This window comes from Algoriphagus sp. UBA3586, assembly GCF_002376385.1.
Taxonomy (GTDB): Bacteria; Bacteroidota; Bacteroidia; order Cytophagales; family Cyclobacteriaceae; genus Algoriphagus; species Algoriphagus ornithinivorans.
In genome coordinates this window covers 76,892-89,609 of the sequence record NZ_DFMT01000028.1, presented here as the reverse complement: position 1 = coordinate 89,609, position 12,718 = coordinate 76,892, and the positions used below count along the sequence as shown (strand labels likewise).

Sequence of the window (12,718 nt, the reverse complement as noted above, 5' to 3'; positions counted from 1 at the left end):
ACAAATGAGGCGACCAATTCAATTTGCGAAGGAAAATCACCGGATATACTAAACTTGCCTTCCGCGTCGGTAGCAATTCCCTGAGTGGTGTTGTTTACAAAAACATTGGCAAAGGGAAGCGGGAGTCCAGTATCCTTTTCAAGAACTAATCCACTGACTGTTTGAGCAGTAATATCTCCAAAGGCAAAAAATAAAAAGATAAAATAGAGAGCTCTCATGGGTGGGCCAGGTAAGATAAATGGTCTAAATGCTTCATTATTTTTTTGGAATGAAAGAGTTGAGGAAAGTTTCCTCAATTGATTAATCACAATTCACTCTACAGCCTAAAGCTGTTTGTCCAATTTTTTCCTAAAAGAAATAGCTAATAATCATGAGAACTGATTTATTGCTTTCTGTTCAATTTGAACTCTTTTTTTTACATAATATGTAATTGGATTTTTTAGAACACTCAATAACTTTATGTTTTCACCAGATACCAGAAACCTCTGAATTGAATTTAATCATGAATATTTTCTAAAAGCCCTGTCTTTATTATCCATTTTATAAATAGCAGAATTACAGGAAAATTTAACGGAAAAGATGATTTATAGGTTTACTTTATATGCCCAATTTCTAATTCTAAGAATGATAAATACGAGTTGGGCTAATTCTAAATTCATTTGGAATATTGATAATTCGATTTTTTGGTTTATAAACTTTCTTAAATAAGATCATATGATATAGTAATACTTCAAACTTGTTTTTATAGTATAGTTTTCCGTTTTTCCATCGAATTTTCCCGGGAAGACCTTCGATCACCATGAAATCAAAGTAAGCCTTAATGGTATTTTGAATTTCCATTTTTTTAACAACATGCATCATACTCTCTATTTCAGAATTCATTTCCTCCAAGGGAACATGATTCGAAAAAGAAGCAAAATGAAAGTTTGTTTCATCAAAGCAATAATGTTCAGAAGATAAAAAGACCTTTTTAAAATCTTTACTTTCCATAAATAGATATTTCATTTTTTTGGAATTCTTAAATAACAGAAAGTATCCCGTTAAAAAATCATGTCTAACGCATACTAATTCATTGTTATTCAATATGTCTTCTGTAATAAAAAAACGAATATCTCCCCATATAATATCCAAATCAATGTGTCCCCAAAAGTCAAACTCTTTTAAATAATCTTCAAAAAATAACCCAAAAGCAGGCTTCAAATCACAAATTTTATATGGATTTGTAATTTTAATCAAAAAATCTAATTTATTGCTAGCCAGTTCATTAAATTGGTCAGGGGAAATATTTATTAGGGTAACATTTTCCGGAAACTCCAAATCATTCTTACTCTTATCTGAGAATATAAGAAATTGGATACTTGGATTGTTTTTGCAGGTGTGTAAAAAGTAGTTCAAGTACCACGGGAATGGACCAAAAAAAACGGAAATTAGGCAAATTGATTTCATTATAGTATATTAAACTTCCTTACCCAGGGAGGTAAGGAAGAATATTGAGAAGAATAATGTTTTTTAGTAACACAATCCTTCACAACCCATACACGCTCCACCTAGCGTGGGGTCTGTAAAACAGGCATTTGTGGAACCTCCAAAAGTTTTGCAAAATCCACAGTGAGTTCCTCCAGAACCAGCCATAATTTTACTCATTTCTTCTCGGCTTAACACCCCTTGGATGTTGCTAAGACTCATTTTGGTTAGTTTACTCATAATTAGTAAGATAATTGTAATTAAGAAAAAAGCTTGTTTCATCTGAGGATAGGGTACAAGCAACCAGACCCCTGCTTAGTAAAGCAATATTTTTAGGATTTTAAATTACTGTGCTGGTTTTCAAGAAAATAATATTCTGCTAAATCAGGGAGTATTCTATGCAAGTCTGCTATTGTATAGAGTGAAGGCAGTTCGTAATCATTGATAAAAATGGTTGGCGTTTTGGATACCCCAATTTCTTCAATCCATTTTTCCTGCAATTCCGCCATGGCTTTTACTTCATTGGATAGTTTTAGTTCTTTTAGTGGGTGAGAGCTTGCGAAACTTTCCACATTCATTTCGCTAAACCAAGAATGAATCAATTGTTCAGTCAATGAGGATTCTTTTTCAGTGTTATGAATGTTATCCCACCAATATTGCAAAAGGTATTGTGTGGAAGATATATCCTTATTGAATTGCTTATTTATTTTAACAAATCGCATAGAAACGGACAGGTATTCTTTATTAGACTCTACCAATCTAGATACCTCCTCATGCTGAACTTTACATGGCGCACAGTATAAGTTGCTAACTATGATTAATTTGATTGGAGCGTTTGGGTTACCAATAACTAATTCATGATAAAGCGGAGAATAGTGGGCTTTATTTTGCTGTTTTAACAAATCATAAAAAACCTTAGGGGAATTTTTGATTCTTTCTGAATGGACCGCTCGTTGGTAAAAAGTATTGAATTCTTGAGTTCTACTTCTGACTAAGAACGTTAATGACAAAATAATGGGATAAGAAATGGCTAATAGTATTGTTCCCAATAGGTCTTCCACTCCCCAATAAATTGTTTCGTCGAAAAAATTGCCAATCAACATTCCGAATTGGAGAATTAGAATTGCTGATACTATGAGGCACAATTTGCACCAAGTTTTTAGTACGGCATATTGTAGATATACAGAATAAAGAACAGCGGGAATCGATAGTAAAGCTATACCCATAAATAAAGGCCATACTTCATTTATGGATCGGTCTGATAGTACAAATAATCCTAAAATCACTAACTGGAATACAAAAAGAGATATTATCAAATCTGAAAATTTCAAAAAGCCAAATACTATTGATTTTTCTGACTGTAATATTTCATCACAACTGGCTTTTTTACCTGAATTACAGAACTTATCTATCACGTCAAATTTGAAACCTAAATCTTTTGAAAAAATCAAATAACTAACTACAGCCCCGAAAATTGAAGTCATTACCCAAAAAAAATCGAAAATGGAATCAATAGAAAAGAGAAATAATCCTAATAATACAATGAGCGTAATTTTCAATAATCCTTCAGCCCCATTTTTAATTTTTTCCTGAAAGAAGTCTGATTTTTGTTGATTAGTTGAATTTATTAATGAAGGATTCACTGAAATAACTATCAAGCTTTGAGAAGCTATTTCTGATTTTAATTTTCTAAGGTTAGAACTAGTCAGAACTGAGATAAGTCCTTTAGCTGAACGCTCTGGTAGTATAAGGCAAGGACTTTCTAAACTTTCAATTTCTTCGCGATTAATCCTCTTGATTGAATGCACCAATTTCAAATTTTCTAACAGGTCTGAAACACTGAGAAGGGATGGAAACTCGGGATGAGTTAGCAGAAAAGTTTCTACATACTGACTTGAAATCGGGATTTTCAAGCGTTTTAAAAATTGAAAGACTATTTGTTCCATTTGTTATATTGTAATATTTTTAGATTAGTAAAAAAATAAGTTTAAGCCTCTCTTAAAGAATAGAAGGGCGTTTCTAAAATTAGTGAATGTTATATATTCAATTTATTTTGTTTTAAGTTCTTGAATCTTTGCCTTTAGACGTTCGACAATTGTATTGGAGAGATAATCCAATGAGCAAATAGCTTCCCCTTAAAGATGGCTTATTTACATATCGATCTACCAAATCTGTTCTAATTAGAATAGATTTTTGAAAGTTTATTTGTAATTATTAATTTACTCTTGATAGTTATTCCCTTTAATTAATAAAAAAACCAATTGTTATGTGGAGTTATCATTGAAAAGACTTTTCTACCGTGATTTATTAATGTAAATTACAAGCATATTTCCTGTTTACCTATACCTTATTTACTAAATTTCAGTAAATATTTACTAAATTAAGTATTCCTGATTTCCCTTAGATGAATCACCCCGCTGTAGGCTAAAAAGCGAATCTCTTCTTCAAATAGCCTATTGAGTTGAGGTTCACCTGCTACTTCAAAAAAAGCGTGAATTCTTTTCGATACATTACACATTGAAACGTAGGGTTCCTTAGAAAGAATTGAAATAAGGTATGCTCCAACCGTGCCAAGCAAATATTCAATAATTGCTTCATGATGTCTGTCCCAAAGCAGTACCGTTTGATAATAATGAGGAGGAAGTGAGAGATTGTTTTCAATCGGATTGATTTTGACCCGAGTAAACAAAACAGAATTTTGAGACCAATCCCATTCAGAAATGATTAATTTACAATTGGGAGCCAAATTAAGCTCGGCCATTTCTTGCCATCGTTTATTCTTTAACACTTCATTGGCAGATTGTATGGCTGGAAACCCAGCGTCAAGCCCTGAATTGCCCTTATGCAGTAATTCGATTAATCTACGCTTTTCTTGTTCAAACTCATACACATCATCCAAAACCCTGAGGGTAGGTGAATCTGTCAATTTTCTGCCCAAATTATTCTTCAATTCAGAAATGGTGAATTTATCTCTTTCCAAGGAAATGCCTTCTTTTTCACAAATGGCAGAAAGGATTTGATCTGTTCTATAAAATTGCTCAGTTTCAGGTTTTGATAGATACTTAGAAGCAAATTTTATAGGGCTGATTGGCAGATCCCTTGGTGCGTCTTGAACTGTTTTTTCATATGACGCTGTTCCATAGTTTTCAAAGAGATCTAATACCCTAGCAAAGTATTTTGGATAATCCAGTCGTAATCGATGCGCTAGCTGGTCACAAACCCAACCATTTTTCTTGTAATCTCCTAAGGCATGCATAAAAGAGATATCATTGGGCAAGTGGTGGAAATTGGCAAAGGATTCAAAAAAAGAAGGATCATAAACGGTATCTAAAAGATACTTCACCTCAATACTTTGATCAGTACTCAGGCAATGGAAAATATACTGTTCAACTACCGCATTGAAATTTACCATTTGTGAAGGATTTAAAGATTTAATCTGTTTTTGATTAGCTGCTATAAATTGCTCGACCACCTGAAAATAATCTTTGAAAAATGCATAATTCTTCCCTCCTAAAATCCCAGCGTTACTTGCTTGGATTTCCATACCCTTCTCGATCTGATCTTTAATCGGCTTTGGAACAAATGGAAAAGTATCATCGACTCGCCCGACCAACTCTTTGTAATAATCAAAATCTTGCTCAATGTTCTGGGCAATTAGTTGGCTGGAAAGAATTTCATCAGGAAATGGGCTATAAACATATACATCCCCGTCCACATTGAGGAAAGGTTCTTCATGTAGTGTATAGGAATATATTTTTTTCATTACCCATAGGCCGGGAATTTTAACTATATCTAAATCATCCAGTTCAATTCTCACCTTTTTATAAGGTAATTTCAATTGATCAATTAGCAACTCTTTTCCCTTCCTATCGGTAATCAATTCCAGGTCTTCGTAAAATTGATGAAGTTGTAGGCAACTAATCGCCCAACTCATCAAATGATACGGAGCACTACACCATCCAAAACTATCCTTCAAGGGATCTTTCCCTTCGTCAATCCAAAATGTGTGAACAATTTTCATCTAGTAAATCATTATGGACCCAAATTTGAAAAACAAGCGCTCTGCCACACTCAGTTCCTCGGTTATGATTTCAGCATTTCCCAACAGTTCCTGGGTAAATGGAATTTCTCGATTGAATGAGGTCTTACTACCTTCGGGTAGAGTGGCATATACCAAATAGTTGAATTCTTCGTCAGGAGACACCGAAATGCTGGAAATCTTCCCGATTAATGCCCCATATTCCTGAAATGGATAATTGTCCAATTTGATCAGGACTTTTTGGTCAATGCTCACTTTTCCGGCATTTTGAGCCGCTATTTTCATGGCGCCCATTAGCTCGGATTTATTATCAGGCAATACGGTAAACACTAGTTCCCCTGAATTGACTTGCTGATTGGCTCCCCATACTTTTTGGAAGCTGACTATACCAATAATGGAAGATTTCATCAGATACAAATATTCCCAATCCCGCAAACTCCGCTTAAGTCCTTGATAGGATTGGATTAGGGCTTTCAATGACCTCGCTTCCTCTTCTTCCCGATTGATGTTGGTGTTTTTAATGGTCTGATATGCCGTATTCAGTGTTTCCTGCAATTGAGAGATAGATATGGCCATCTGATTGACCTGTTCTTCCATCTGCAAATACTCCATTTCACGGGATTCAAAATCCTTATCTGCAATGACCCCTTGCTGATGGAGGTTTCTGTTACGCTCATAGTCGATTTTGGCTAAAGAAAGTCTTCTGCTAAGTAATTCTTTTTGGGATTGTTGACTACTAATCCGTTTTTTGATTTCCTCTATGGATGCTTTGGTACCTTCCAACTGGCCCGCAAAAGGCTGTAACTCCCTGATCAATCGATACGCCAAATAATTCCTTTCAAATTCCAAAAACGGTAATCCAACTTCCCCTAAAACCAATTCTGAAAGAGAATCAACAGGAAATAAATAGTCATTTTCCTTCTCAAAGGGTTCTTTTTCTAGGGTAGTCTTCAAAAAGAATACATCTTCCAACCTAGCTGTACTCTTGATACCTGCCAAAAGCTGCCCACTTTTTACCTGATCTCCATTGGTGACAAATATGCTATCAATTTGACCTGTAAACCGGGCTGCTATTCGTTCTGTTGGCTCAGCAGTAGTAATCAATACTTTCGCTTCCACAAAATCAGGATATCGGATCAAAAAGGATAATCCTATCAAAAGAGAAAGCAGAATAAATATCAAAGTAATTCCCCATCGTACCAACCACGCCGGGGGCCGGGAAATAATCTCCTGAACTTCTTCAGAGCGAAGGTGAAGATTGTCGTTTTGGCTAATTACAGGCATGATCAGTTTGAGTTAATCTTTTCCAGTTCCAATTGATTTTTCACCAGTTCATAATAGATACCTTTGGCATGAACCAATTCCAAATGGGGCCCTTGTTCAACGATTTTACCCCGATCGATTACAATGATCTGATCCGCATTACGGACCGTACTCAATCGGTGGGCAATGATAAACACCGTTTTGCCTTGCATAAACTTCCGGAGGTTTTCCATGACCTCGCGTTCATTTTTGGCATCCAAAGCCGAAGTAGCTTCATCAAAAAAGAGCATTGCTGGGTTTTTGTAAATAGCTCGGGCAATAAAGAGGCGTTGCTTCTGACCAGTACTCATTCCTACTCCTTCATTTCCAATTTTTGTATTGAATCCAAGGGGTAGATACTGAATAAAGTCCAGAATATTGGCGATTCGGGCAGCTTCAAGCAATCTTTGCTGATCTATGCTGTCCTGACCCACTGCTATATTGGCCGCTATGGTGTCGTTGAACACATAGCCTTCCTGCATGACCACCCCGCACTGTTCCCGCCAACTTTTAGCACTGACTGTTTTGAGATCATGCTTACCATAGCGGATTTCCCCGGAACTGGGTTCATAGAATTTTAGCAGCAGCTTCATCAGGGTGGTCTTACCGCTACCGCTTGCACCCACTATTGCCGTGACTTTTTTAGGCTGAATTTGAAGGTTGATCCCTACCAATACGGTTTCTTCAGCACCGACATAGCGAAAGGAGAGATTCTTGGCTTCCATGGCCTCGCCAGGTTCAACTGTTCTGACCGCCAGTTTTTCAGAATTTTCTTCATCTTCCTTGTCATGGATTTCATTAAGTCGTTCCAGACTGATTGTAGCGTCTTGATAAGATCTAACAAATCCTACCAATTCATTGATGGGGCCATTCAACTGTCCAATGATGTATTGCAGGGCCAGCATCATGCCCAAGGTCAGATTTCCTTCGATAACGAGCATAGCAGAAGTAAAGGTGATCAAGATATTTTTGAGTTCGTTGATCACGGATGAACCCACCTGCTGTGCCTGCTCTAGGGTTAAAGATTGAATGGATACCTGAAACAATCTGGCTTGTACAAATTCCCAACTCCAACGCTTTTGGGTTTCGGCATTGTGCATTTTGATTTCCTGCATGCCATTGATGAGCTCGATCACAGTGCTTTGTTCCTGGCTCAACCGGGCAAATCGCTTGTAATCGAGTTCTCTGCGTCGCTTCATAAAAAACAAGACCCAAACGAGGTACAGCCCACTTCCTCCAAGAAAGATCAAAAAAATAGTATTGCTGTAATAGACCAATACAGCCCCAAAAACGATCAGATTAAAGAAAGAAAATAGGGTGTTGAGTGTTGTACCTGTCAAAAGGTTCTCAATTCTGCGATGATCCCCAATCCGCTGCATGATATCCCCTGTCATCCTGGTATCAAAATAGGATATGGGCAGGTTCATCAGTTTGATGAAAAAATCCGAGACCAAAGAAATATTGATCCTAGTCGTCAAGTGCAGCAAAATCCAGCTTCGAAGCACTTCCACACTCATTCTGCCAAAAAACAACATAATCTGTGCAAAGAGAACCAAGTAAATAAAATTGATGTCCTGATTTTGGATTCCCACATCCACAATGCTCTGCGTCAGGAAAGGAAAAATTAGCTGCAACAAACTACCCACCAGCAGCCCTATGGCTAACTGCGCGATCAGGTTCTTATACTGGAAAAGGTAGTTGAATAGGAAGGTAAGCGATCGTTTTTTAGTATCCTCCCATTTCATTTTTCTGAAGACAGGGGTAGGTTCCAGTAGGAGAGTGACTCCTTCCTTGGTATGCTCATCAGCATTATTTCCGATCCATTGGGAGATAAACTCTCCCTTGGAATACGAAATCAAACCATAGGCAGGATCAGAGATATAGACGGTATCTTTTCTGATTTTATACACCACAACAAAGTGCTGCTTGTCCCAATGTACGATTAAGGGAAAAGGAGCCTGCATCAGCTTATCAAAGCTTAACTTAGCACCGATGGTCTTAAACCCCATTGCCTCAGCTGCATCACTGAGCTTCAACAGGCTGCTTCCTTCCCGAGTCGTCTCCGATATTTCCCGGATTTCCTTGAGGGAGATCAGCTTTCCATAGTGCTTTGCGATTATTCTCAAGCAAGTAGGCCCACAGTCTTTGGAATCGGGTTGGTTGTAATGGGGGAAGGAATTTTTCAAAACAATAATTTAGTCTCTTTACTACAGTATGCGGTAAAATAAAATTTGTGGATTTTTCTCTAAGCCATTCTCCTTATCCCTAAGAATGGAAAAATACCTATCTTCTTTAATAGGCCTTGGAATCATTTCATCTGTCATCTCCTGATTGAATAATTTCTTTAAATGACCTAAGGGACTATTACTTTCTAAATCAATCACAAAAAGATAAGGATAGTTGTCATAAATCACGCGTAAAAAAGCATATTTATCAGATATCACTATTTGGCTTATACTCAATTGCATTGAACTATCAAAACCAATTAAATGAATTAAATACTCTGGGGTCAATTTACCGTCTTGATGTCTAAAAATTGTATCTCTATCGGTATGAGAAGAAATCTCTCCCCGAATAATTGGCATGTAAAATAAGCTTAAATTACCTACTCGGCTTAATATCCTGGGAATGGGATGGATAATGTTGAAATTAGAATAAAAACTGTAGGCGGGGCTTTCATTATTCACAATTTCAAGACTATTGGGTTTAAATGAGTTTATCATCACCTCTCTAGGATGCTCTTTTGTTCCATTTATTGTTTCCTGTACTACCAGAAGCGTATCATCTTCTTTATAAAAAGATATAGGATGCCCCAGAAGTTTACTGCTTGTTGATTCAAATTTTCCTTCGAGGCTGTAAGTGAGAATAACCATTTTCTGCCAATCTGCCACATAGACAATGTTTTTCTTTTCATCTAAGTGAAGTGCATAGGGCATAGCATATTCATCTGGCCCTTGACCAAACTCTCCAATTTTAAAGAGAAACATACCATTGTTGTCAAATTTTAATAACCCTTGTTTTCTATCTAAAAGAAGGAAGAAGTTTTGCGAAAAAACCAAGTCTTGGATTGAAGTAAGGGGAGGGTTTCCGGGAACCTCAAGGTTTATAGAGTCTAGGAATTCAAAATCAAATTCAAGCGAACTTTCCTTCAAAAAATCTATTTTTATGTCAATGTCTTTAGTTGATTTAGAATAGTTTGGATGATCTTTATTTCCACAATTCTGAAATTGGAAAATTATTATGAAAAACAATATCCTAATAATATATTTCATGATCGATACTGATATCTTGGCCATTACAATATTCTCTATAAATATTAACTATTCCTTTATGGTTTTTCGTAACTTTGAAATATTAAAGAATTTTTCAAGTTTACTATATTTAAAAACATAATAATAGTAAAATTGAACTACTCCAAATAAAACTTTATGGAGTAGTTCTTTAATTGATAAACAAAATATCAGTCAACGTATTATTAAGTAACTTATTATGTTAAATTAGTATAGTGTAATCTGATACATAGCTTACAGAATCAATGACAAGACCACGTAAAACAATCTGGGTCATTATAGCACGTCGTCCCAGCATTACAAGAACCAGAGGTAGTATATGTACCATTTTGATTTAAGTTGGAGTCATAACGATAGCACACAGTGCAACCCCCATACCCACCAGTAATTTTCTTCATCTGACTTCTTTCCAAAACCTCATTGGTGCTGAGTCTGAGCATTTCTAAGCTTAATTTTTTCATAGTTTTTATGGATTTAAATTGTTACTAATTGATTTTATTTGATAAGCTAACCCTCCGACCATTTGAGTCACCGAAGACTGTGACTATTCATCGCGATTGAATATTTATTTTCTGCATTAGCAGCTTTTTTTTAGTTTAAGATATATTTCAAATCCTCCACTGCATAGGTCGATGGCAATTCATAGCCATTGATGAAAATCGTAGGCGTATGGGTAATCTGCTCCTTCTCTGCCCAGTCCAGCATGGATTTGAGGTTGGATTCCTGCCTTGCCAGTTCTCCGTAGAGTGGATACTTTGCCGAAAAGACTTCATAATCTTTCTTTTCCTGACTATACCACTCATCCAAAGCTTGGCGGGTTATTTCTAAATTTCCTTGAGAAGCAATCCCCAAAAGATGCCGGATAGTCTTTAGTCTTATCTCATCTCCTCCTCCGGGTACAAATACGATCTGTAAATCAATATTCCCGGCTTCATAGAGCTTCTCCAAAAGGGGATGCGTACGGGCACAGGGACCACAGTAGGGATTGCAGACTTTTAAGATATTGTATTTCGGATTTACCCCTTTTAGGAATATCCCCAACCCTTCGGGATTAGAAGTGATCTGTCTGGACTTGCTCAGGAATTGATCGAATAGCTCCTTATTAGACAGAATCTTGGCCAACTTGCTTTTGGTAGTGTATAGCTCTTTTTGAGCCATCAAGTAAGGCTTAAGGCTGATCCAGACCAGGGCAGAAGTCAAGAAAACAAATGAAAACAGTCCCAATTCTCTGAGTGCAAGCCAGGCTAAATCAGGCAAGAGAAATTGACTGACTGCCAATTCCACTACTAAAATCCCGGATATCCAAAGACAGAGGCGGCACCATTTTTTTAGCTTGACGCCCTGATAGTACAGCGAAAATGGGATAATCGCCAAACTGGAAATACTAAGGAAACCCAACAACGCTAGAGCCGATCCAGAAAATGAACTAATCAAGAGTAGGGAAGTGCCTGCCAAAAAGTAAGCAAAGGCCAGATTACCCAAGCTAATGAGTCCAGCTACTGAAAAGGAGTCAATGACTGAATTGCAATATGATTGATCTCCACCTCCACAAAATTGGGTAATTGCAGTATTCTTCTTATCTACCTCTGACCAGAGCAAAATGGCCGATATACCCAGGCCTGTTAGCTTTATTATGAAAAGTGCTATCGCTTCAAGTGAATAGGAAGTGCTATTATCCCATCCAAGGATACAAGCTAGTCCGACTGCACCAAGGAAATAATGAAGGAATTGATAGATCATCTGCTCCTTCCTTCGCTGGGAATATCTAGGCTCTCCGGAATGCTCTCCTTTTTCTACCACCAGAGTTATCCCAGTCCATAGGGTCACAAATTCTTTTCGGGCTTGCTTGATCAGTTTTCCCCTTTCATCCAAATATTCCACCCAATCTTCAGTGACTTGAGTCAAACAAGTGAAATAAGGATACGGATTTTTGTTGACCTGAACCACACAGGGCAGGGGAAGTTGATCCAAATTATCTTCTCCCATTTGGAGAGCAAGGCTTTCTACTTTGTATTCGGCCAAAGTATCGGATATAGCCAGTAAGGAATCCGGCTCAGGATGAGTGAGCAATTTTTCCTTTAAATATCCTCTAGTAAAAGGTAGATTAACTAATTCAAATAAATTTTTGAGGCAAATCAGACTATTTTCCATAAGCAAAAAACTAAAAAATCTAAATTTCTTTTTGATTTTAATTGTTGAATACTAATTTGAGACATCCTTAGGTATACTCCTAGTAAGATATTTCTAATTTTCAGTAACTTTTTACTTATTAATCTTTTATGTGTTTAGGAAGTCATTTGAAGAAAATTCGTGAAGAAAAAAAAATGTCACAACAGGAAGTTGCAGACCTAATTGGAATCTCTCAAAAATCCTTATCCAATATGGAAAGTGGTAAAACGATTCCAAATATCCTCCTATTGTCTAAAATTAGAGATATTTATGACATAGACATCAATGGACTTCTTGAAAAAGAAGGAATCTTTCTAACTAAGCCCACTATCCCTGAAGAAACGATAAATTTAAGAACCAAATGATTTAAATTCTAAAAACCTGAATTAGCTCATGAATAATTAAAAAATTTTTTGTCAATATTATCAAAAATAATATCTTAGTTTTTTACACT

10 protein-coding genes are annotated in these 12,718 nt (G+C 36.5%); 1 reads left to right on the top strand and 9 read right to left on the bottom strand.

What is annotated here, in order from left to right; genetic code table 11:
- The 9 genes from B2906_RS09645 to B2906_RS09605 all read right to left on the bottom strand — a co-directional run.
- Positions 1-218: carboxypeptidase-like regulatory domain-containing protein (locus tag B2906_RS09645; protein WP_286938806.1), on the bottom strand; the 218-nt coding region annotated here is incomplete at its 3' end.
- 400 nt (positions 219-618) lie between these two features.
- Positions 619-1,446: a DUF6625 family protein gene (locus B2906_RS09640; protein ID WP_317129933.1), complete on the bottom strand. Its 828-nt coding sequence runs from the start codon at positions 1,444-1,446 to the stop codon at positions 619-621.
- 63 nt (positions 1,447-1,509) lie between these two features.
- Positions 1,510-1,704: a hypothetical protein gene (locus B2906_RS09635; RefSeq protein ID WP_144604311.1), complete on the bottom strand. Its 195-nt coding sequence runs from the start codon at positions 1,702-1,704 to the stop codon at positions 1,510-1,512.
- Positions 1,705-1,796: 92 nt separating this feature from the next.
- Positions 1,797-2,948, bottom strand: coding sequence for a vitamin K epoxide reductase family protein (locus B2906_RS09630; protein WP_186300039.1), 1,152 nt, complete (start codon positions 2,946-2,948; stop codon positions 1,797-1,799).
- A gap of 896 nt (positions 2,949-3,844) precedes the next feature.
- Positions 3,845-5,485 (bottom strand): DUF6734 family protein, encoded by a 1,641-nt coding sequence (locus tag B2906_RS09625; RefSeq protein ID WP_144604309.1) that lies wholly within the window; start codon positions 5,483-5,485, stop codon positions 3,845-3,847.
- Positions 5,486-6,787: an HlyD family secretion protein gene (locus B2906_RS09620; protein WP_144604308.1), complete on the bottom strand. Its 1,302-nt coding sequence runs from the start codon at positions 6,785-6,787 to the stop codon at positions 5,486-5,488.
- Positions 6,788-6,789: 2 nt separating this feature from the next.
- A complete protein-coding gene (locus tag B2906_RS09615) occupies positions 6,790-8,997 on the bottom strand; it encodes a peptidase domain-containing ABC transporter (RefSeq protein WP_222116010.1) in 2,208 nt (735 codons plus the stop codon).
- A 15-nt stretch (positions 8,998-9,012) separates the two neighbouring features.
- Positions 9,013-10,077: a 6-bladed beta-propeller gene (locus B2906_RS09610; RefSeq protein WP_250161305.1), complete on the bottom strand. Its 1,065-nt coding sequence runs from the start codon at positions 10,075-10,077 to the stop codon at positions 9,013-9,015.
- A gap of 609 nt (positions 10,078-10,686) precedes the next feature.
- On the bottom strand, positions 10,687-12,246 hold the full coding sequence (locus tag B2906_RS09605; protein WP_144604304.1) for a cysteine peptidase family C39 domain-containing protein: 1,560 nt from the start codon (positions 12,244-12,246) through the stop codon (positions 10,687-10,689).
- A gap of 128 nt (positions 12,247-12,374) precedes the next feature.
- Between B2906_RS09605 and B2906_RS09600 the strand changes: the two genes are divergently transcribed.
- Positions 12,375-12,629, top strand: a complete 255-nt coding sequence (locus B2906_RS09600) for a helix-turn-helix domain-containing protein (protein WP_144604303.1) — start codon at positions 12,375-12,377, stop codon at positions 12,627-12,629.
- The last annotated feature ends 89 nt before the right edge of the window (positions 12,630-12,718 follow it).

Excerpts from the sequence above, each read along its gene's own strand:
- B2906_RS09640 (WP_317129933.1), bottom strand. The coding sequence starts at position 1,446 with ATGAAATCAATTTGCCTAATTTCCGTTTTTTTTGGTCCATTCCCGTGG.
- B2906_RS09635 (WP_144604311.1), bottom strand. The coding sequence starts at position 1,704 with ATGAGTAAACTAACCAAAATGAGTCTTAGCAACATCCAAGGGGTGTTA.
- B2906_RS09630 (WP_186300039.1), bottom strand. The coding sequence starts at position 2,948 with ATGACTTCAATTTTCGGGGCTGTAGTTAGTTATTTGATTTTTTCAAAA.
- B2906_RS09625 (WP_144604309.1), bottom strand. The coding sequence starts at position 5,485 with ATGAAAATTGTTCACACATTTTGGATTGACGAAGGGAAAGATCCCTTG.
- B2906_RS09620 (WP_144604308.1), bottom strand. The coding sequence starts at position 6,787 with ATGCCTGTAATTAGCCAAAACGACAATCTTCACCTTCGCTCTGAAGAA.
- B2906_RS09610 (WP_250161305.1), bottom strand. The coding sequence starts at position 10,077 with ATGAAATATATTATTAGGATATTGTTTTTCATAATAATTTTCCAATTT.
- B2906_RS09605 (WP_144604304.1), bottom strand. The coding sequence starts at position 12,246 with ATGGAAAATAGTCTGATTTGCCTCAAAAATTTATTTGAATTAGTTAAT.
- B2906_RS09600 (WP_144604303.1), top strand. The coding sequence starts at position 12,375 with ATGTGTTTAGGAAGTCATTTGAAGAAAATTCGTGAAGAAAAAAAAATG.